Source organism: Lentisphaera araneosa HTCC2155 (assembly GCF_000170755.1).
GTDB lineage: Bacteria > Verrucomicrobiota > Lentisphaeria > Lentisphaerales > Lentisphaeraceae > Lentisphaera > Lentisphaera araneosa.
Genome location: NZ_ABCK01000010.1, coordinates 82,507 through 106,074 on the forward strand (window position 1 = coordinate 82,507; position 23,568 = coordinate 106,074).

A 23,568-nucleotide genomic window follows, 5' to 3' on the forward strand; every position below is an offset into this window, starting at 1 on the left:
AAATAAGAGACGTCTATTACAATATGAAAGATCAGTATAAAACACGCTTCACCCTCATTCAGCGAATTCAAACTGAGTCTCGCGATGATAAAACATGGGAAGACTTTGTAGCGTCCTACGAAAATTATATTTATGTGATTATCAGAAGCTTTAAACTGAGTCCAGCACTATGCCAAGACCTACTTCAAAATGTCTTACTGCAATTATGGAAAGACCTACCCAAGTTTGAATACCGTCCCAATAAATGCCGCTTTCGTACTTGGTTGAGCGTAGTTACTAAAAATGTAGTAAGAACTTATCTCAAATCAAAAGCTGGACGCAACGAAAAGCAAAATATTGAATACTCCAGTGCATTGCATTCAGTCGATAATATTAGTGATGCAGAAATAGAGCAAATTGCCGATAAAGAGTGGAAAATCTTCATTTTAGAGAAAGCCCTAGATAATTTAAAATCATCGATCTCAGAAAAAATCATGATCGCATTGCAGGATTCATTTGATAATATCCCTACAAGAACCACTGCAGAAAAACTTTCTACCACAGAAGCTTCTGTAAGAGTTTATCGTCAACGTGGAACTAATGCACTAAAGAAAGAAGTGCTAAGGCTCAATACTGAACTGGATATGTAATCGCTCCGCTGATCAAACCTCACTGCAAGCAAAAGTCTAAAACCTAATTTGGGCGAGCCAAATATTTTATTGTGGCTTATTTCATCTAACTCATGCTTACTGCATTCAGAAGATCATTCTGTGCTCAGCCCTCCTAGGATTTCAAGGCTCTGTGAAAAACACAATAAAGGTGCAGCGCACCGATATACAATAGCGTGCGGTAAAGCCGCACGTACGAGATAATAAAATGAATGGAGGGCTCGCGGATGTGAGTCCGGCATAGAGTGTCGGACCCAAGCTTGGGCCCTAGATTAATTCCGAACCCATTTTCATGCCCCTGACGGAGCATGCTACATTCTAGCGGACTCACAGTTGAGCCCTGAAAATTTAGATATTCTGAGTCATGCAGTTTTCATGTATGCTAAAAATTGTAGGCTCTAATTCGTTTATTATTTATTTTTCATACAGCCACTTACCTTATCGGACTTGTTTAAAGTATACTTTCTGCATTAACTACTAGTACATTTCTATATGATTACCGAATAACTAGGGCTTACTGAACGGGATGTTTTTATCTGATTATCAAAGCATTAAGAAAGTAATTTTGATTTTTTCTGCAAGAGAAGCAATAAGCTTTATGGAATTGCAGTTCATAACCGATCCCTATAAACCGTTTTTTGAAAGAATAATTGCGCCTACGGATCGTAGTATTTTTATACAACTTCGCCTTGTCACAAATCATTCTTCCTTAAAAACGCAATTATTCAGCAAGCCCTAACTCAATAGCTATTCTGAGTACTTGCTCACCCCAACTCTATTTGGGTATAGAATTGAGTGTGTAATAGGCTTTCGATAGAAAGGCACCTACGGTTTTGCCAAAGCTAGTCTGCGTAAGATCTAGGTAATAGACTCTTGAGGTATGGCCCGCAACTTTTTCATCCTCAATCTTAAAGCTTTTAAATTCCACCGAGCAAGTCTTTTTGTCCGCACTCCACTTAATTGATGATATCTCTTCAGAACGACCACCTTTCTCTGGAGATCCATAATGGCGGGAATCTTCGTAATACCAAGAGCTCACTTTAATAGGACCAAAATTTTGACTGTCTTGAGCTTTGATAAAATGAATATCGAAGCCCTTGGCATTTACCTTAATAGTGTAAATCGCATTGGGCTCTTGACCGTTAAAGGTGATCTTCTGTAGACTACTTTCTGCCCCACCTCTTGCTCTCCAACCTCGGCCAGTTTGACCTACCCATAGGCTCTTATCTTTGGGGTCGAAAGTCAAACGCATGACCCCTGATGCCAATTTGTTTGCAAAGGGCAGTACAACACCTTGATCAATCCCATTGATGGTTTCAGTGTCAATACGATAGATGCAGGATTGAGTTTGATCACCAAGAAACATTTGGTCTTTGAATGGGCCAAAAGCGCCTTTTGTGAGATCCCAGGTTGGATTACCAGGGGCATTCATGACCTTATTATGAGGGAGTAAGATCATGGCGAGTTCACGCTTGTCTTTGACGGCATCCCATTGCACCTCTGGACTTTTAAAAGTATGTCCTGGGAGATCGACGAGACCCGTAGGATTTCCGTAGAACTTCCCTTTTTCGACTTTGAAAACTTTTGAAGTACCGACGTATTCTCCTTGGTTCTCGGTATAAATGATTTCTTTATCTGGTGAGAGCGATAAACCTGCTGGACTTCTGAAGCCATTGGCAAAAGTCGAAAAGTTACCATCTTTATCGACGTAACACATCCAGCCCTTTAAGCCTCCTCCAGTCCCCATAAAATTACCACCGGCTTTGTAATTAGAGGGTAAGTTGTGAGTAAGGTTTAAGTTGTAGAGGTAGCCACCTTTGTAGGAAATCGGGCCGTGTAGGTATTCGTGGTAATTACCACTGAAACGGAATTGATCAGAAATGTTTTCGCGCTTGTCGGCCCAATTATCGCCGTCGCTGTCTATGAGGCGAGTTAAACCTGGCTTTTCGCCAATAACTATAGAATTTTCTGATTCGATGACCAAGCCGAGTGAATCGTAGTGACCTTCCGAGAAAAGAAACCACTTGTCATTAACAACTTTCCATACACCCGCAGTTCGGGTTGTGACAAAAGCAATGTCCTTATTTAAAAACTCAATCCCCAGCGGCTCAAAGAGTTGTTTACGACCGTGAATATCTTTGGGGACTTCTGCATTGTAAAGTGTATAGGCTTGGTCCATACCGGCTTTTTTCTGCTCAGCATCATTGGCTTTGGACCACTGAACTTTTTGACCAAGGAGATTTTCTCTTGGAGCAGAATTCACTCCTGCAGTATGAACTTTTTTGAGCTTAGACTTGCGCTTAGCAGTGAAATTAATATTTTCATGAGAGCCTGCAGGAATTGTCCATTTACCATCCAAAACAGTGCCCACGCTAGCCGTGAAATCGGTAAAGTTACTTGTGGGAACACTAAGGCTTAGGTCACGTTTAAGTTGGGCATTAAAAATAGCTTTTATTGAGTTGTTTTTTAAGACCTCAAAAGTGAGCTCCAGTTGATTCCCCTCTACCTCATAATTAAATTTTGGGAGCTTGCCTTTTGAGGTTTCCACAGATAGCAACTTGCTATCCATTTTGCGGACCTCTTCTAAATAATCACCTTCAAACTTTAAGTTATTTGAGACGTAATGGGAATCGGCTCTCGCCGATTCAGTAAAGGAACGATCAAGCAATCGACCCGATTTCAAATAGGGAGTAAAGAAGTCACTCGTCCCTTGCGTCCACAATATGGCTTTATCGCCGATTGAATTGCTCTTGCCACGACCGTTCATCATGCCATTAATACTCACAAAAGGACCATTCCAAATCATCGATATCCCCATGCTGCGCGGATCAAAGCTGTAGTTGAGGTTTCCAGGTAAACCAACAAAATAGGATCTTGCCGATGTCCCAGGAATGTCTGCCCGCTGCATACGAGGGCGATCCTGCACAATGACTGATCCACGATCTTTCCAGATATTGTATTCATCCTTGGGTTTATTAAGCCAGCTAACTTTAGGGCCCGCATTTTTTTCTTCATTGAGAGTGATGAGGTAATGATATAAGGCTTCGATTTCACTATCTTTTAGCGTTTCAGGTGTGAAGGCCGGCATGATAGGCAGAAAGGCTTTGTTATTATCTTTTTTATTGAGAGAGAGGTGCGCGGTAGGTTCACGTAGAGATTGATAGAGGTAGGCTTTGTCCGCAGGAAGATTGACAATGTGATCCTCGGCACTTTCTTTAACTGTTATGCTAATAGGTTTCTTTTGAAAGATTCCATAAATGGCAGGTCCAGTTTTAACGATCTGGTCATTTGTCGTAGTGTTGTGACACTCTATACAGCCTTTGTTTTGAAAAACATCTTTACCCATGGCTACCATGTCTATCATGGGATCTCCATTTTGTGCTAAAGGGCGTTGTTCATCTGGAGATAATTTCTTTGTTTTTATATGACTTAAATCGATTTCCTTAACGGTCATCTTCCGGATGACAATGGGGCCGTGATCACCTTGGATCATGATGGGTCCTTTTGGAGCTTCGTCATTGTATTGAGAAGAGCGAGTCGGTCCAACAGCATAAAGGTTCTCTTGAGCCAGCTGACCATTGATTTTGACTTCTTTGAAGAATGCCTGAGAAACTCTTCGACCTGTTTCATCAAAACGAGGCGCCCGAAAAATAACATCCATAGTTTGCCATTCACCCGGCTTCTTTGCGGCGTTGACTTTAGCTGGAACACCAGCACCACGCTGTGGAGGCCAGCGCTGATAGAGACCACCCAAAACGTCAAAACCCCACTTATCTTTTCCATAGGAATCGAGGATCTGTATTTCATAACGCCCCATAAAGTAGACACCAGCATTTGAGCCTTTAGCCAACATGAATTCGAGATGGAACTCTATATCTTGATAATGTTTTTTCGTAGAGATGTTATTAGTCTTGCCTGTGCGCCCGTTGATCAGCATTCCTTCGCCTTCTTCAGTAACAATGAGTTTGTGACCTACTGCTTTAGCATCGGCAATATCTTCCCATCCACCAGGCTTGAAAAAGGCATCACGAAGTGTCGGACTTGCATTGGTAGCTACTCTAGGTCTTGGCTTGATACTTTTCTTTGCTGACTTACCCAAACTTAGGTAATCAATATTCAAACATTGAGTTGTAGATTCTTTCATTTTAAAAGATATGGCATTAGTACCCTGTTTCAGGGAAACTGGAATACTGACCTCGCTCCATATTTTCCAACTCCCCGTACTTGGCATGGAAAATTCTTGCTCTTCCTTATTGACACCTAGAATTATGACGGCATTTCCAAAACCAGCTGCGTAGCGAACGGTAATGTATTGTGGACCAGTTTTTTTGGCTTGAACTGTGAAAGTCAGTAATCCGTCAGCATTGTTATAGAAGCCTTCTACAAAGCCCTCTCCAGAAAAACCCAGATGGTTATTCTTAATAGTTAGTTGGTCTCTTTTTGCATCCTCTGCTTCATAAATTTTATGAAAGGGTTTAGTATCTCCCATAGCACAAAGGGACATTAATAAAATATTGAAATTAAAAAAAGATTTAAGTGTTAAGGATTGCATAGACTCCCTTTGATTCGATAAAAATTTAATTGTGTAAAACTGTTTTTAGAAAAAAATTATAATTACTAAATACTGTCATTTAGTAGTACAAGAGGCTAATCCACTGCTGGCGTAACAAAAAACATCCATAAAGTGAGAATTATGACCTTATTAGTGAACACCAGATTCTTCTCACTAGAAAATCTTCACCCTAAAAAAACGAAAACACCTTACTATAAACTAGGCAATCATGTTAAACTTTACTAACGCTTCCCCGTTATATACAAACTTTTTTTGGGGATCTGGAAAGTCAGAGCCACTACTGCTGATGCTAACAAACGGGAATCTGCACCATAGCCATTACTATCCCTGTTAGGTTGATAATAAAAAGTTTTGTCATAGCATTGTGATAAAGTAAACCAATAACGGTTGGCTTTCATAAGTCTTTGAAAGTTGTTTTTGTCTAAAGCCGCTCCCAAAGCCGTGTAACCCATTCCCATCAAAGGTGATGCATGGGTATCTGGGAAGCTGAGTGGAAAATCACCGATCAATTTTGATTGTAATAAAGCGTGTTTTTTATATTCATTAGAGGAATCTGATGCTAGGCTGTGAGCAATGGCACTTACCCCAGTCCGCCCCATATCTGCGTACTTATTGTGAGCTGAATGCTTGTCTGCATACCATGTGTAACCATTATTTCCCGTTCCACGATGTAGAAAATCAAAGGCCATTTTTAATCTATCTTGATCAACTTCGATTCCACAAAGACTCATGAGTGTAAGAGCAAGTGCTCCTTTGCCGGTAATCATTGCGATCGGCCCATAACCTTGATATCCCGGATTATGCCCCCACCCACCTTTCGCTTGCTCTTTTGTTGGGTTTTTACGATTGGGGTTACCCAATGGATCCCTTTTACTCACCTGAGAATAATCAGTATATTGAGATTTATATAAAAAATCATAGGTCAACTGAATTGCGGGCAGAATCTTCCGATCCCGAGTTTTTAAGTAGTATTCACTCAATACGATCCCAGCCGTGACATAATGCCAATTAATTAAACCTTCATTCCTGTTTTTATAATTTTCCACCGACCTTGCTTGTAGGTACACATTCTTTTTCACGGCCTTCATTGATTTGCGATCTCCGCTAGCCATCAAGGCAAGAGGACACCAAAGGTCATCTACTGGGTGACCAAATCCCCCATTGGGGAATTGATTTTTTATAATATAATCTAGAAGTTCTTTGGTGATTTTTTTACTTTTTTGACAATTGACTGGATAGCTATCAGCATAAGCTCCGTACTTAGTTGAAACTTTTAATCTCACCTGTACCGGCTTATTTTTTCGAAGAATATTTAATGTTAAATAGCCCCTACCCTGGAAAGTCTGTGCTTTTTCCAGCACATGAGCAAATTCTTCAATTGGACCTTGCGCTCCAAATTTATCCATTCCATAGCCATTTAAATGATCTTTCTGAAAATTCTTGCCATTGACACCAACAATTAAATCATTCACATAAACCTTTTTAGAAGCCGGTGATTTTGCAAAGACATACTTAACTTGAAGTGCCTTTAGGTTTACGGGGTCTAACTGAACTCTGATTCCAGTGATACCCAAATTATAGTACCAGCCAGGCACCTCGGCATCGGGTCCTGTTTTTGTCCGTGTACTCCATGGTTTGCCATCGTCTTTATAGTGAACCTGCCCAAGCAAAGTATTAAAATTCACAAAATAAATAATTAAACTTAAAACAAGGGACTTAGTCATCAAGCTAGACAAGGGATTTATGGAAAATTTCATATCACTCCTTATACTTAGATTCTTTTTAGAATTAAGAGTAAATTTTTTAACAGCGTAACAAATTGAGTAGTTTTTACTAAATAAATCATTTTAGGATTTATACACTCTAGAGCAGATTTTATATAAAAATCTTAAAGCAAAACTTCCTGTAAATCTTACTTTTTTAATCGTGAATCCATGAGCCTGTAATAATATTTTTCGAAAAAAAATTGAGCTCAAAAAGTATGATTTATTAATTATTTATCATTAAATACTTATAAAATTTTCAAAAAAGTGTTACGCCCCATATAAAGGCGCCTCTAATTCTTCTGTGATTATAATATAAATATTAACAAAGGATAATGATGAGTATTAATCGCTTAAGCTATGAAAGAAATTCAGCGCTCTCGAAAAAGAGTGAGATAAAATTATGAAAACCAACACTAGATATTTAAAACTCACCCAGAAGGCAAAAAGTTTATTTTTACTTATCGCCTTATTTTTTACGGCTTTTACTTATGCTGATGATACAAAAGTACTCATCATTGGCTCGGATCAAGACCTCGGCGATAAGTATGGATCCGACTCTGCTGCGTTTTCGCCCACTGCTATTGCAAGCGAACTACAGAGTATCCTTACTCAAAACGGACCCGGCGATGCCACCGTCACGGTGGCAGAACGCTTTAATGATATTAACCCATCTGGGTTTGTATATAATGGCCATACTTTCGGGTCGAGATCTTACAACCTGACTGGTTGGTTCCACTACCCGCTCCCAGCCGGTGCGGAAGAAGCTCGCTGGGCGAACCTGCGTGGAGAAGGCGACCATGTCTGGGATTATGTCGTGATCATTGGCGACCCTTACACCATGGAAAAGACTCCCGGTATGTATGCCCAGGGCGTGGCTAAAGTAGCCGAAGAAGTTGCCAAAGGTGCCGATCCCGCAGAAGTCATCCTATTGATGAACTGGCCAGCATCTGCATCTTCATCAACAGTTGATCATTATAAGGAAATCGTTTACCGCGCTGGTCGCTCTGGCGGCTACAAGGTAGCACCTGCTGCCCTGGCCTGGCAGGAAGCCGGTTCTCCAAGCGGTGGCAGTCACCCGAATGCGGACGGCGCTTATATCGCCGCGGCTTCGATCTACAGCCGTATCTACAATCAGAGCGCCTCAAATTCCGATTACACCTATAACGACACTCTGGCCAACACGGTGCAAACCACAGTTGCAGCCAACGTGGGTCAGCCTCAATACTCGGGTGATTTTAACTTTATAAATCCCTACCTGATGCTGGGCGACAAGCGTCGGGATGTGCATTTCAGTGAAAATGGCACCAGCACGGAAGAGGATTTCAAGAACGCAGCGAAAGCAGCCATGAACCGTAGCCGGGTGACACACAACACAATCGATTATTGCCCCGGCGGTAGTTCTTCATGGGCTACCTACAATAGCAATACCCCGGAGGACGACGGCCTAGGCTGGCCTGTCGGCAATGAGATGCCGATTGCCTGGAACCACGGACGATCCTATCCAGATGGTAGAATCAAGCTGAATCCAGATTACTGGCAGCTGGGACTTGGCTTTGAATATCAATGGAATACCACCGCCTATTCCACTGAAATCGCCAACGATCACTACATCGCCATGATGGATTATTACGACACTGGCAGAGCCAACGATAGGCTCTCAGATGCCGCGATAGGGGCACGCTGGATGCCCACCCGCATGCTCTGGGCGCAATTTCATAAAGAATATCCGGACCGAAACCCAATGCGAGATAGCAACCATCTCAACTGGGACCAGACCCACGCCGTCGGAACCTACATGTACACGCTCTACTCTGGGCGCTGCCCGCTGGATCCGGAGCCCTCACCCATGACCGAGGTCTGGATGGCCCAGAAGATCGGTTATGAGACTGCCTGGCGTATGGGCCGCTGCCAGACCCGAGCACCGGGATTCAAGGTGATGCCATCTGCGGCATCGGCAAAATCGGTCACGCCAAGCAGCTCGGACACTATGACTGTTCAGTTCATCATGGCGCCAACCCATGACGTCACCGTCAACATCGCCTCGAGCGACGCTCTCAAGGGCAAAGTCAGCCCAAGCCAGCTTACCTTCACACCAGAAAACTACAATGTACCCCAGACGGTCACTGTTATTGGAGAAACCGGAGCTGCCGGATCCTTCGAATTTGATGCCCAGTTCAGCACCACTTCCACCGACCCGGTTTACGATGGCCTCTCCGACACCTGGACCTACACCAACACCCGTACCCAAGGTCTAAGTCAGGTTTTGGGCAATGATGTCGTTATAGAAACCGGCGACACAACCCCGGATCTTACGGACGGTACAGACTTCGGTTATGTGGATGCCTCGCTCACCAAGGTGTTCACCATTTTAAATCAGTCCGCTACCGATACCGTTAATCTCACAGGTTCACCTCGTGTCACCCTCTCCGACGCATCCGGCAACTTCACACTGACGCAAGATGCCGCTTCCGGGGCGATTGCGCCGTTGGGATCGACCACTTTTAGCATCACCTATGATGCCACTGCCGATTTAAGCGGAGGCCTGCACACAGCTACAGTCTCTATCTCCAGCTCAGACCCACTTCTCCCAACATACACCTTTACCGTTCAGGCCCTTAGCCCCGGACAACCTACGGTGATTAATGCGGGGGCCACCGGCGGCCAGCTCAGTTCCACACTCGAGGGGCAGCTGAGTGTCGGAGTCACCGCCGATGTCATTATCTACTGGGGCGCTACCGACGGTGGCACCACTCCCGGCAATTGGGAGAACGCTGTCCCGATCGCTGCGGCAACAGAGGGAAATAATTTCTCTGTAGAGCTGACTGATCTAGTTGCCGGACGGCAATACTACTACCGTGTTTTTGCGAGTAACTCCAAGGGCGAGGCATGGTCCGAATCCACTGAACTGTTCATGACTGAGGCACCTGTGACACAGCCGAGCACCCCGGTTCGCTGGGGGGCTCCAGCAAAGTACTGGAGTATTGAGAAACTTAATCCGGCTCTCTGGCTTGACGCCAAAGACCTTGATGGTGATGGTATTGAAGAGGGTAATTCGGAGAGCGGACTGAGCGGATCAAATGTGTTGACTTGGGCAGACAAGAGCGGAAATGGCAATGACGCCACAACCGGAATTGGTAATCCGGTTTATGACGGCAATGTGTTAACATTTGATGGAGACGACTATCTTAATGTCGCACACGGTGTCATGCCAGATACCGATGAGCCATCTATGGTGTTTATCGTAGGAGAAGCAACAGGCACATACCAAGGCTTTCTCTCAAATGGACGATTTCAAAATAACAGTCAGTCATATTCGTTCAGAATAGGGGATTCGGCAAATGAGATAACATGGTATGCTTGGGCTAATGACTTGACGGGAGGAACTTCAACTACAGGGTCACATATTTGGGGTATCAATCTAAGTACGGACAACTCGACAATTTCTTTAAAGAGCGATGGAGATTCTGTTGCATCTAAAAGTTTTACTGGTATAGCAAATGGTGGTAGCGAGCTAGGATTGATTGGTGATACTTATGTGGCTGATGAGGGTCTCACAGGCTCAATTTCAGAAATAATTGTTGTTAAGGGAGAGCCTGATGTCGATACCCGTCAAAAAATAGAAGGCTACCTGGCATGGAAATGGGGGCTTGAAAGTAACCTTCCAGTGGATCATCCCTACAAGAGTGTTGATCCCCGACTTGAAATTGTCAGTAACTCCGCAGACATAGATAATTTGCCGAAAGCTCTCTGGCTTGACGCTTCCGATGCCTCGACGATCACCGAGAGTGGTGGTGCGGTTTCGCAGTGGGCCGACAAGAGTGCAAATAATAATCACGCATACCAGGGCACGGCAGAACGCCAGCCCACCTTGAATGGTGATCAGATAGACTTTGACGGTGGTGATATATTGTCTGTTACGAATGACGTCTTCAAAGACCTACAGAATCCCTGTGTCATCGTTTTAGGTAAATGGGACAGCTCATCTGGATGGGGCAATGCCTTTGCCGCCTACCACGGAGAAAACGGTGTCGGGTGGCAGTTACGGCAGCGCTCTGCAGATGTTGATAAGCTTACACTCACTGTGCGTGGTACTGCAGGAGCTGGTGACCCTGACCCTTCCGTCACGGCTAACACCAGTTTCTTTATTGGAAGCGCCTATCGGAGTAATGCCAGCACCCGAACCATAAGACACAACGGAACGCAAACATATACTGACACAGGTGACACAGGAACAATTACTTATAGCGGGTCAGAACGCTCTTCTATTGGAGGTCGGTATCATGGAGATGCTTTTTCGGATCCTGCGGGATTCCTGAATGGCAGCATAAAAGAGATTATAGTGCTGGATAATGCGACAGACCAGCAGGTCCAACAAATCGAAGGCTACCTGGCATGGAAATGGGGTCTTGAAAGTAACCTTCCAGTGGATCATCCCTACGCTAGTGAACCGCCTGCCAGTGCAGAGCACATGGTAACAGCTGATGTTAGCATGAGTGCAGCAGATAGCTACAATGCTTCCACACCGATCAGCCCCGCTCTTGGCGTCAACGATTATTACCTTACCGATATCACCAACCGTACGCCGGAATTTTACGGTGCGCACCAGGCCGGCCTCACCATCAAAAGCGATGCGACACAAGGCTATGCCGAACTGGCAGAAGAGATGATTACTGGGGATCGTACTAAAGCCATGATGGTCTGGAAAAAGACAGACTTCCTGGCCGACCGGAACGTCACTCCTACTCGTTTCAAGCTAGACCTAATCGGGTCGGCCGATCTGAGCTATGAAAACCGCTGGGTGGTGGAGAAGGACGGCCAGTTCTACATCAGTGATCAAACCTTTACCACCGGCAATCAGGATGTGGATGTATCCACCCTGACTTGGAGCGAGTACACACCGCTGAACGGTGGTTCCGACACCATAGGGGCACCTGCGACGATCTCTCTCCATGGCCTGGATTCCATTGGTTTCTATGTTAACGCTGAGCGAACGGCGAACAGCGGTGACAGCTGGATGCGGACATCCGTGTATTATTTCGTCGTGGATGGCGATGAAGATCCGGATCTGAGCGCGACGGTCAACTACGTCACCTACGAGGCTGGTCCTAACGGAAGTATCACTGGTATAGCCACACAAGAAGTCATCTACGATGGTAGCACTACAGCAGTAACAGCCACGCCGGATGCCAATTATGAGTTTGTCAACTGGAGTGACGGCAGCACCGCCAACCCACGTTCCGATACCAATGTGACGAGCAGCCAAACCTATACGGCCAACTTTGCACTAGTAAATCTTAATCAGGCTCCGACTGCTAACGCCGGCGAAGACCAGACAGTTGAGGACACAGACAACAACGGAAGTGAGAGCGTAACACTCGATGCTTCTGCTTCAAGCGACAGCGACGGCACAATTGCTAGCTATGTTTGGACAGCGAACGATGTGGAAATTGCAACTGGCGCAAATCCGACTATCGATTTGGCTGTAGGTTCCCACACCATCACACTGACGGTGACTGACGATTACGGAGCTACTGCTTCGGACTCAATCCTGATTACAGTAAATGCGGCTCTTACCCATGAAGTAACTTTTAATCTCAATGGAGGAAGCTTAGTGAGTGGCGAACTTGTACAAAATGTACTTGATGGCGAAGCTGCTACTGCACCAACTGTGGCAGCGCCAGCAGGACAGTCATTTACGGGATGGGATACCAGCTTCACAAATGTAAGTTCCGATCTCACTGTCACAGCTCTCTACGAATCAAAACAATTACAGCTTTCATCTTTAACGATGTCGAATCCGAGTTCTCATACCCTGACTTGGACAGCTCTGGACAATACGGCCTACTACTATTTAGCCGTTGGTACATCTGTAGGCATGGATGATCTCTATGGCATGTACCTTGATTCCGATGTTACGACTGTAGATCTTAATCTCAGTGGCTATGAAAATGTCTATGTGCGCCTGTGGACTTATGCCAATGGCGAATGGCATATCGAGGACTCGGTAATTACCGATCCTAATTTTACTCCGGCAAATGCCTCGTTCACTTCCTATAGTGGCGATGCCTCTGAGCTACGTATCGAATGGAACAGAAGTACTTACGATGGCTGGTACTACATTCAGCTAGTGAATAAATTTACTCAGGATGTTGAATGGAGTGATTATTTTGCTCGAACAAGTGCTGAAGCACTCGTGGGTGCAGTGAGTCAGCCATTGGATTACTATGAAGTTCACATTTGGTCCTATGATATGAATCTTGGGCAATGGAATCAGGATATTAAGGACCTGGCCACAAGTGAAAATCAGGCCGCGACTTATGCTTCCCATGGTCTTGACGGTACGAGTTTAACTCTCAACTGGAATCAAAGTAACTACTTGGGTTGGTACTACATTGAGCTAGAAAGGATCTCAGACGGAGCCTTTATCGATGGCTCCTATTTCGACTGGAATGTGGATTCAGGTGTTTTTGATATCACCGGTACGCTAGTTAATGATATTCGAGTTAGAATTTGGACTTACAATGCGGACTTAGGTGAGTGGAACTCATCACAAAGTGACCTAAACACCCCCTAAGTATTAAAAACTGTAAACTTACGGGACTGTCGAGAATGAATTCTCGACAGTCTAGGATCCCCCTGTGCTTTTTACTGCAATTTGAGGATCAAGCATCTGTTTACACAAGATGGAAACAAGGAGATAAAATGAGAAAAATATTACTGGTATTCGGGACTCGTCCTGAAGCAATAAAAATGGCTCCCTTGGCACTGGAACTAAAAAAATCTGCGCACCTGAAAGTAAAAATCTGTGTCACGGCTCAGCATCGTGAAATGCTCGATCAAGTAATGACTTCCTTCGGTTTAAAAGCAGATTATGATTTAGACCTCATGCGTGCGGGTCAAAATTTAAATAGCATTACTTCTGATGTTGTGATGGAACTCAAGCCAGTTCTTCATGACTTCAAACCTGATTTAGTTTTAGTCCATGGTGATACTACAACCACAATGGCGGCATCTTTAGCTGCATATTACGAGCAAATTCCCGTTGGTCATGTTGAGGCCGGCTTGCGGACTCATAATATCTACAGCCCCTGGCCTGAAGAAATTAACCGCCAATTAACGGGTAGAATTGCCAGCTATCATTTCGCTCCCACCGAAGAAGCTGCCATGAACTTGATGAAAGAAGGTGTGGATCGTGAAAAGATTTATGTCACGGGTAACACGGTTATCGATGCCCTACTATTCAAAGTAGAGAAAATACGCAATGACCTCGAACTGAACCAGGGCTGTCATCAAGCTATTTACAAATCTGGGTATGACCTTGATACAGCTAGGAAATTCATTTTAGTTACAGGTCATAGGAGAGAGAATTTTGGTCAGGGTTTTGAAAATATATGTCTGGCACTTAAAGATCTTGCCAAGCGCAATCCCAATATTGATTTTGTCTACCCAGTACATCTCAATCCCAATGTAAAAAAACCAGTAGAACAGCTGCTCACGGGCGTATCCAATATACATCTGATTGCACCTCAGGATTACGAACCCTTTATCTACCTCATGGATAATTGTTTGCTAATCATGAGCGACTCAGGTGGGATTCAGGAGGAGGCTCCAAGTCTAGGTAAGCCCGTTCTAGTGATGCGCGATACAACCGAGAGACCTGAGGCTGTAAAGGCCGGAACGGTTAAACTTGTGGGTACTGAAGTCGACGCTTTAGTTAAGGAAACTCAGCAGCTGATTGATGACTCCAAACTCTATGAAAAAATGAGCCGAGCTCACAATCCCTATGGCGATGGAACTGCCAGCAAACGAATTTTAGATATAATTTTAGCCAAAAGAAAAGAGGTAGCAAATGTTTAGCAAGAAATTATTAATTGGGCTGACCCTTATGAGTATGGCAACAGCCCTCAATGCCCAGCAAAACGGTAAAAAATTTAAGTATGATGGGGAACGTTATTACTCAATAGAAAAAGGCCCTGAACTAAGCCTAGAATCAATTCGGTTAGGCTATAACTATGTTGACTTAAGTGACGGCTTGGATGATGTCAATAATTACAGTGTTTTAGCTCGAATGAGTCTTGGCGAGCAGTGGAAACTGGGAGCTGAAGTATTTTACACAGATTTCTATGATCAGGCCATTGGCGGTGGAGCTTTTGCGGAATACAAAATTGATGGTCATTGGAGCCTCTATGGTGATTTATTTTTAGGAAGTGAAGGTAATGACATCCCCAAGCATAACTGGGCGACTGGAATCGTTTATGACGATAAAGTAAGTCGTGTCTACAGGGCCACATACCGCAATAAACGTTTTCGTAATAATCAGTCCATCTCGCTTTTGAGTATGGATCTTGTCCAGTATTTCACTGCTCAGCACGAATATTTCTCTGTGGGGCAAATTAATATCACACCCGAATACCTTGATCAAGACAGTAAAACTGGCTACAGCGCAAGTGCGCATTATAGCTATGGCAAGATACATGATTGGCGTTTAGGTGGTGAACTTCTCATTGGCAAATCAAATTATATTTCTGTAGTGGATAAAATCACCGAGGTGAAGCAAGATATCTGGGGCTTTAGTTTAGAAGCAGGAAAGTTCCTTAAAAAAGACCTGGAGCTTGGCGTTGAGTATGCATATACAGATGTGGAGTCCTATCACTCCCATTCAATCTTGATAAGCGCTACATGGTTGTTTTGAAATGATATTCTTTTTTATCTATATTCTAGTGGGGCTCATTTTACTTAGGTCCTTATTCATGACTTTTTATACTCTCTCAAATAATGAAAAAAACATTGATGAGGGATTGGAAATTGATGAGGAGTACAACCCAAAGGTTTCCGTTCTTGTTCCGGCACATAATGAAGAGGCTGTTATCGAAGGTTGCCTAGAATGTATGAATAAACTAGATTATAAAAAAGACCAATTGGAGGTAATTATTCTCAATGATCGCTCCAGTGATGGTACCAAAGATTTAATCGATAATTTCTTACGCAAAAACCCCAAAAGTCATATTCGAGCTCACCACCGCCCCATGAGCGCCGAGCCGGGTAAAGCTGCAGCCATGAAAGAGATTATTGCGACCCTGAAGTCAGAAATCATTGTGATCTTTGATGCTGATTACCTTCCTCAAGCAGATTTGATTAAACGCCTCATAAATCCTTTCAAAGATCCTGAGGTTGGCGCCACGATGGGGCGAGTTGTTACCTACAACGCCAATGCCAATATTATGACGAAACTCATTGATTTGGAAAGACGCTCAGGTTATGCAATCGACCAAAATGTAAGAAATCATTTTGATCTGCTACCGCAATTTGGTGGTACTACTGGAGGTATTCGATTGAGTGCATTAGAAGACGTAGGGGGATGGGACACTCGAACCCTCACAGAAGATACTGACTTGACCTACAAGCTTTATCTCAATGGCTACAAAATCAAATATCTCAATGCGGCAGCCTGCTTCGAAGAAACGCCGGAAACCTGGCAGGCTAGGTACAAGCAAGTGCGTCGCTGGGCTTATGGTCACAATGACTGTATGATTAAGCACTTTATTCCAACACTCATGCATACGGATAAAAATCTGTTGAGAAAACTGGACGCGCTCCTGTTGCTGACTATTTATGCAGCTCCAGCGGCATTACTGGTTTTATCCATTGTAGCTTTTTTATTTGGTAATATAAGCGTGAATATGTCAGCTTCCCTCATTACTTTATTTTTATTGTTTTGTGGATTTGGCAATTTCAGTCCTTTCTTTCAAATGTTTGCCGCTTGCATCAAAGATCGGCAACCTCATTGTATTCGCTACATTCCCTATATTTTTGTATCGTCTACAATTAGTATGCTAGCTTCCACTCATGCCCTTCTTTTGTTGCCTATTGAAAAGCTGGGACTTAAAAAATCTTTGAGCTGGGATAAAACACTTAGGTATAGGAAAAAGGCTATCTCATGATTGTTTTTATATTAATTGCTTGTCTGTATCTCATGATTCAGTTTTCTCAGCATAGCCTTTTGAAAAAATTTAATCATTGCAGTCGGCTCAACTTAGACGAAAAACAAAAACTTATTTGCATAAAAAAAATTACCTTTACACATGGCTTAGTCCTTTTGTTTGGCTCAATAATTTTTTATTTTAGCTTACAATTCAGCCCCAAAAATCATATGTCTAATCTTCTTGTTGACCCACAAACAAAAACCTGGGTCACGGGACTTGTTATGATGGCTTTTTTGCTAACTTTAAGGTGGCTCACATTGAATAAAAAAGACTCATTATTTTACCCAGTTTTGAGCTTTGTCATGATTATTATTTTACTTGCGGGCCTAAAAGACATGATTCAACCCGAACTTGTAAAGCAATTTGGCTATTATTATTTCTTTAGTCAAACTATTATTTTTATTGCTTTTGTTATAGCCATGATTTTTTCGTCTATTTATTTTTTCAAACGACAAGTAATAATTCACCTATTAAGATTGTATCTTTTTGCTAGCTTGAGTAATATTTTGGCCTTTGTAATTTCACAGTACCTGGCTCATTATTTGTACTCTAGTTTATATTTTATTACTTGTATTGCACTTTCAATTTATCTGCCCATGTGGCTCTCCTTGGTCAACCTTTGTCACATCTTTAATGACTACGATAACTTGGATGATGATTCAAGTGTGCAGGAAATTCAAGCATGACCAAGTCTATTGGTATCGCCTTATGTGTAATTGCTGCATTAGCTGCTTTTTTTATTTCAAATCACAATAATCAACACGAAGAAATTGAGCCTCAAATAAAAGAAATTAAAACGAACAAAAAAGACTTGAAAGAAAAAGAAAAACCAGCTTTAAGAATGAGCAAAGCACTTAAAGAAACACCTTCAATCATAGAAGCTGAAGCTCGTCTTGAAGAAAAAAAGCCAAGAGTAAAAATAAGAGGTGAAATCAGCACTCCAAGAATAGAGGCTGTTGACATTAGTGAACAAACTAAAGTTCACAATGAAAATATTGACGAGTTGAGAAAAGTCAGTCAATCTATTGAAAAAAATGTTTTGAAGAAATACACACCATTTCTCATGGGCCTTGATGATGAAAAATCATTAGAAGTCTATGAGGTTTTATTTGATCACCACATGAATATATTCGATAAAGTTGCTGCTCAGGAGAACATCGACATGAACGCTGAAAAAACTGCGCGAGATAATAAAATCAAAGAGCTTATAAATGAAAATGAGTTTAAAAAGTATCAGCTCTTCCTCAATTCAAAACTGTAAGAAGCTTATGATTTTATAACCTGAAATAAAACAACTTTAAATCGCTACGAAACAAAAATTGCGCTACTAAACAATCTTTTAGTTAGCTTTTTCAAAAGAATAAACTCAAATTATTGGCGAATTATAACTTCTAAACCTTTTGCGTACTTGATAAAGGATGGGTATTGAGACTCTTTGGCACTTACAGTTATTTTTTTTAAGTTTTTATAATGCATCAAAAAACCATAATCAGTCAACCTGCAATGGCTGACATCAAGTTCTTCCAGGGGCAAGTCCTTGAGAAGTGCCATTCTAAAATCCTTGATTCCACTTCCCGAAAGGTTCAAACCTGTGAGAGGCATACTGCGAATCCCTACGACACTGTGCACATCTGGATTATTGGATAAATCTAAAAAATACTTACCCTCTTTTTCTGTGAGTTTTATATTTAGATTTTCAACACTGTTATTTTTAACATGAATCATTTTCTCTACGGCCTTGATATGCTCATAAATATCCGAGTAATGGAGAATTTCATATTCATAAGAACTCCAGGCATGCTGTATATTGAATGCTTCCAATTCACCTAACAATTCAACAAAATCATCGCCTTTGAGCAAAACTTGATCAGAAGATTTTCTTTTTGCATACTTTCTCGCCATCGTGAGCAAAAATTTATTATTTCGTTCTTTGGTTCCCTCTAACAACGTAAGAGCTTTATTGTATTGCTGCCGATAAAATGCGACTCGTCCAAACAAGTCTCTCACCTGTATTTTCTGAGCTTCAGTAAATTCGCTTTCGGGTATTTGTTCAATAACCTTTTCCGCTTCTTCAAAAGAGTGAAAAACTACCATTTGTTTGGCTTGTTTGATGAAAAAATCAACCCCAAGGTCACTGAGGTACTGACGCTTCTCTTTTTCCTCTTGAGCTAAAGCTAAGGCCTTATTGGCTTTATCTCGCTCGTTTTTGAGTGAATCAACATAGGCGAATGATAAAATTAATATTAAAATAAAACTGGCTAATAAGCTGAAACTAACGGCTATATTGCGTTTAATGAACAAAGAGAAAACCTTCCATAGCCCTTTTTCTTCAGCACTTGTTAGGTAGCCATTTCGGTAGGACAAAATATCATCTTTCATAGTACTTACAGAATTATAGCGATCTACAGCTCTCAAGCTCATTGCCTTGAGACAGATCGATTCCAGTGCCTTAGGGATATTTTCTCGATGAACTGAAGGTTTGCAAAAATCACCCTCTAGGGTTTTAGCTATAATCGCATTGATATCCCCTCGAAAAGCTTGTTTGTAAGAAAGGATATAATATAAAATGACTCCCAGGGAGTAAACATCTGTGGGGATACCTTTACGATCTTCAGTACTGCCTGCTTGCTCTGGAGCCATGAAGCCAGGTGTTCCCTTAATATATCCATCAACAGTCAATTTATTCATATCTTCTTGGTTGATGGAATACTGTTCAAGCGAGCCAAATTCATCAGTAATTTTATCCGAACCATCAATCAATCTTGCTAAGCCCCAATCACAAAGCTGCACATCGCCAAAATTATCGATTCTTATATTCTCAGGTTTTAAATCGAGGTGTAAAACCCCGTTGGAATGAGCGTAACTAGTGGCATCACAAATTTTTAAAAAGATATCAATCAGCTCTGTTCGACTATACTCTGCGGAAGTTGCACTCTCATTTTTACGCAAAGAGCGAATGATATCCGCCAAAGTTCTACCATGGACAAACTTCATTGCGAAAAAGGGTTCATCTTCATTAATCCCTATATCATAGACAGGTACAATATTGGGATGCTGAAGCAAGGCATTGATTCGCGCTTCACGGAGAAAGTTTTCTGTTTGTCCTTTAGTCGCACTACCCTTCAGTTTAGCAAAGGCCACCTGACGCTGAGTCATTTGATCCTGAGCTTTAAAAATGGCTTTACTACCACCCTCTTCGTAAAAATCAAAACCAGTGTAACGCTGATTACAGTCCAGTATAGAATTGAGAATCGAAGCTGAACAATCATCGCCATTGATGACTTCATCAAAAAAGTCTTCTAAATTGTCACGCCTTTCGTTCAATGAGCCTTATCCTTTAACTTGTCAGTTATCTAAAATTAATCCTACAATCATTGTACAAACTTCATAAATCAAGCCTGTACTTCACTCATAAGTGAAAATCGCTAAGCCGAAATACAATTGATACCCCTCACATCGAGTGAGGTGAAGCTCTGTTTTCCAGTTAATTCCCCCCTTAGTAAACATAGCATACATAAGCTTACGCTCTGGGTTCATTTTACTTTTCACTAAAAGACTGCAGATAAGCAATAAGATCAGTGAATTGCTGGAGGCTTAGGCCATCAGTTAAGTGAACCGACATCATATTGAGCCCCGACTCGCGTTTCTCCACTTGTGATGTGGCAATTTTCCTTGGCACACCAGCAATATTGTGAAGAATGATTTCGCTCTTGGATTCTTTAACAATCGTGCCCATATAAACTGATCCATCTTTTAAACTTAGGTTGACCCAACTTTTTGCGATGCTCGCACCTGGCTTAATAATAGATTCTGCCAGATCAGCTTTACTGAGGTGACTTAGTTTACTTAGATCCGGCCCCTTAACCGTCATACCTGGAGCCGTATTATGACAACTGATACAACCCACGGTATTAATAATTTGCGCACCTTTCTTCGCATCACCTTTATTTTTATCGATGTAGATAACAATATCTTCTATCGCAGAATCTGCGATTTTGATATCTCCAAGCTTTTTTGGTTTAGCATCTGCAACTTTAACTTTGCCATCCAGGTTACAACGATTTTTCTCTACCGCCTTGAGGGCTACAGCCTTTTCACTTGCAGATAAAGAGGCTAAATGAAGTTTTATAATACCTGCAATACGCGTCGACTGTTCCCAATTACTTGGCTCAAAATATGGACCCGTCGGATCGGGACGAGTGCTCCACCAAGTACTGCCATCCCAGTCAACATCTTTTTGCTGAAGTCGCATCAGAGTTGAAATAATATCCTTTTTGAGCTGAGAGTTAGCTTGATTATAAGCTCCTTCAAGAGCGTCAATGACTTTTTTATGATGCATAAACTTCATAACACCGAGTGCACTCTTCTGCAGTTTGCTATCCCCACTATTTAAAGCATCTATGACCAGGTCATGGGCACCTAAGTTTACCAAAGCCTGACGCGCGACGTGAGGAACAATCATATCAGGATTCGGATTTGAACACTTAGTCCCTGACTTAACGGGTCCCTCCTTCTTTATCTTTTCGCTTACGATGAATTTAAAGGATGCGCTACTACTCGCACCTTTTGTTATCGTCCCTTGAGCTTTGAAGGTCACCGCATCTTGAGGGAGAGTATAAACAATATTGGATGTCGCATGAGTACCGATTCCCTTCAGAGCTTCACCTTTAAGGTTCTGAAGTGCATTACCCTGGCAGTCTTTATTAACTAGAGTTTTACCCCAAGAACCTTTAGCCTCTTGCCATTTTACTTTGGTTAAATCAATTTCCTTACCATTTTTTAGGACAACAACAGGATTCACCCAGGCGGCATGATCGCCGGTATCCCAGTCAAGACTGTCGATCGTGAGTGTAAGAGACTTGAACTCACTAATATCAAATTCTATATCGACAAGTGAATTATTGGGATCAACTTTTTCAGAGGTGAACTTACTGACCTGATCTGCATTTTCGTCTTTTGGGGCAGCCTTTGACTTCGGAGCTATGGCCATGGCAAGGAGTTCTTTAGCTGCAGCCACATTATTCATTCTACCCAGTGCAACACTAGCAGCCACACGAACGCGAGGATTCGAATCATTCAAGTATTGAACCACAACTTTTATATTAGCTGATTGATTAAAACTCTTGCGGTCTCCAAGCAGACGAATCGCATGTTCTCGAAGTAGCGGATCTTTTGCAAGTTTTTCCAGTGCAGGAAAAGCTGATGCTTTTGCTAACTGGGCCAAAGTATACACAGCGGCAACTCGTGCTTCGAGAGTATTTGCACTGTACGCTAACTTAATTAAATCATTGCTCATGGAAGTATCATTTCTTCGCAAAATTTCCTGCTGCGCATAAACACGTGCCGTCGCACTTTCAGAATTAATCAGGTCAAGTAGCTGATCATTAGAATTTTTTGTTAAAGAAGGAAACTCCTTGTACTGCCAGCCTACAGGCACATAACGCTCTACGTAGCCCTTGCTAGAACTGCCTTGGTAACCCGCACCTGCCCAAGCGGCCACGTACATACGCCCGGAAGCATCTACGTCTAGATCTGCAACCTGAGGAACTTCTAGAAATTTTTTAGGTTCATTGGTGAAGCTTGGCCCGTCGGGAGTGACTTCGTGAATAATTATCTGGGAGCGTCCCCAATCAGCCATTAAAGCTTTGTTATTATATTTTGCTGGCCAGGAAGGTTCCTGAAGAAAAAGTGCCCCAGTGCCAGAGCCACCACCATACATACCAAGAGCCGGAATCATTTCATCGATAAAGTTTTTATAGAGACAAGGGTAGCCATATTCTCCCGATTGGATGTAATGAGTAAATCGGACCCACCAGCCAACACCATCGTTCGTGTTCTCTCTTGAAAAAACATTCATAAAAGGATCTATGGCCACGTCGTAGACATTTCTCGTTCCGTGAATAAACATTTCCAGTTCCGTACCATCGGGTCTAACACGAGCGACACCCCCACCATAACATGTAAGCTTTTTGCCATCCGTTCCCTCGGCGTCAACAAAACCAAAATCACCTACAGAAATATAAAGCCAGCCATCGATACCTAGACGAATATTATTTGTACAATGATCGGCACCACGACTCTGTATGAATTTCGGATTACCAATGCCTTTAACTAAGACCTTTCCAGGACCATCAGCCACACCATCGTCATTTGCATCTGTAAAAACAGATATGTCCTGACCATAAACTTTACCGTCTTTCTGAGTACAGTGAAGAACAATCAATTTATTTCCAATGGAAACAATTCCACGCGGGTTATCAACGCTAACATAATGACTTACTTCTTCAGCAACACCATCATTATCATTATCCCTTAGACGTTTAATGGATCCCATATTTATCTTTTTACCCAATGAGCCCTGCAAGTCTAATCCAACAAAAACATCTCCATAAGGCGACGCTGCAATGACCGCAGGTGAAGGCGTTTGAGTTTCATTAGAGAAACGAGTTTTTTGAAGATCAGCAGATCGTCCATACATTGAGACTCCAAGCAATACGGAGAAGAGAATTCTATTCATGAATAGGCCTAGTTATATTTTTACATTATTTATAATAAGAGTAAATATTCTCGGCACTGTAACAAGTTTTAGAAAAAACTTA

11 protein-coding genes are annotated in these 23,568 nt (G+C 42.4%); 7 read left to right on the forward strand and 4 right to left on the reverse strand.

The features are described 5' to 3' along the window. Window positions 1–23: 23 nt before the first annotated feature. A complete protein-coding gene (locus LNTAR_RS11680) occupies window positions 24–629 on the forward strand; it encodes an RNA polymerase sigma factor (protein ID WP_007278918.1) in 606 nt (201 codons plus the stop codon). Between the two features lie 793 nt (window positions 630–1,422). Here LNTAR_RS11680 and LNTAR_RS11685 read toward each other — a convergent pair. Next, window positions 1,423–5,199, reverse strand: coding sequence for a 3-keto-alpha-glucoside-1,2-lyase-like domain-containing protein (locus LNTAR_RS11685; protein ID WP_007278919.1), 3,777 nt, complete (start codon window positions 5,197–5,199; stop codon window positions 1,423–1,425). Between the two features lie 242 nt (window positions 5,200–5,441). Continuing rightward, complete coding sequence (locus LNTAR_RS11690; protein ID WP_040914782.1) at window positions 5,442–6,977, reverse strand: DUF6288 domain-containing protein; 1,536 nt, start codon at window positions 6,975–6,977, stop codon at window positions 5,442–5,444. 409 nt (window positions 6,978–7,386) lie between these two features. Between LNTAR_RS11690 and LNTAR_RS11695 the strand changes: the two genes are divergently transcribed. The 6 genes from LNTAR_RS11695 to LNTAR_RS11720 all read left to right on the forward strand — a co-directional run bounded on the left by LNTAR_RS11695 (window position 7,387) and on the right by LNTAR_RS11720 (window position 18,230). Continuing rightward, complete coding sequence (locus LNTAR_RS11695; RefSeq protein ID WP_007278921.1) at window positions 7,387–13,560, forward strand: InlB B-repeat-containing protein; 6,174 nt, start codon at window positions 7,387–7,389, stop codon at window positions 13,558–13,560. A gap of 128 nt (window positions 13,561–13,688) precedes the next feature. After that, window positions 13,689–14,843, forward strand: a complete 1,155-nt coding sequence (gene wecB / locus LNTAR_RS11700) for a non-hydrolyzing UDP-N-acetylglucosamine 2-epimerase (protein WP_007276912.1) — start codon at window positions 13,689–13,691, stop codon at window positions 14,841–14,843. 28 nt (window positions 14,844–14,871) lie between these two features. Beyond that, window positions 14,872–15,678, forward strand: a complete 807-nt coding sequence (locus LNTAR_RS11705) for a TonB-dependent receptor (protein ID WP_157473143.1) — start codon at window positions 14,872–14,874, stop codon at window positions 15,676–15,678. Between the two features lie 58 nt (window positions 15,679–15,736). Continuing rightward, window positions 15,737–16,927 carry a glycosyltransferase family 2 protein gene (locus LNTAR_RS11710; RefSeq protein ID WP_007276948.1) on the forward strand — a complete coding sequence of 397 codons (1,191 nt, stop codon included), beginning with the start codon at window positions 15,737–15,739 and terminating at the stop codon, window positions 16,925–16,927. A 299-nt stretch (window positions 16,928–17,226) separates the two neighbouring features. After that, complete coding sequence (locus LNTAR_RS27950; protein ID WP_238527704.1) at window positions 17,227–17,655, forward strand: hypothetical protein; 429 nt, start codon at window positions 17,227–17,229, stop codon at window positions 17,653–17,655. Beyond that, a complete protein-coding gene (locus LNTAR_RS11720; RefSeq protein ID WP_007278922.1) occupies window positions 17,652–18,230 on the forward strand; it encodes a hypothetical protein in 579 nt (192 codons plus the stop codon). The genes LNTAR_RS27950 and LNTAR_RS11720 overlap by 4 nt, the downstream gene beginning before the upstream one ends. Before the next feature lie 110 nt (window positions 18,231–18,340). Here LNTAR_RS11720 and LNTAR_RS11725 read toward each other — a convergent pair whose 3' ends face one another. Together LNTAR_RS11725 and LNTAR_RS25625 are read right to left on the reverse strand one after the other, a co-directional pair. Further along, window positions 18,341–20,293, reverse strand: a complete 1,953-nt coding sequence (locus tag LNTAR_RS11725) for a serine/threonine-protein kinase (RefSeq protein WP_007278923.1) — start codon at window positions 20,291–20,293, stop codon at window positions 18,341–18,343. A 214-nt stretch (window positions 20,294–20,507) separates the two neighbouring features. Next, window positions 20,508–23,486 (reverse strand): DUF7133 domain-containing protein, encoded by a 2,979-nt coding sequence (locus tag LNTAR_RS25625; protein WP_157473515.1) that lies wholly within the window; start codon window positions 23,484–23,486, stop codon window positions 20,508–20,510. Window positions 23,487–23,568: the final 82 nt, after the last annotated feature.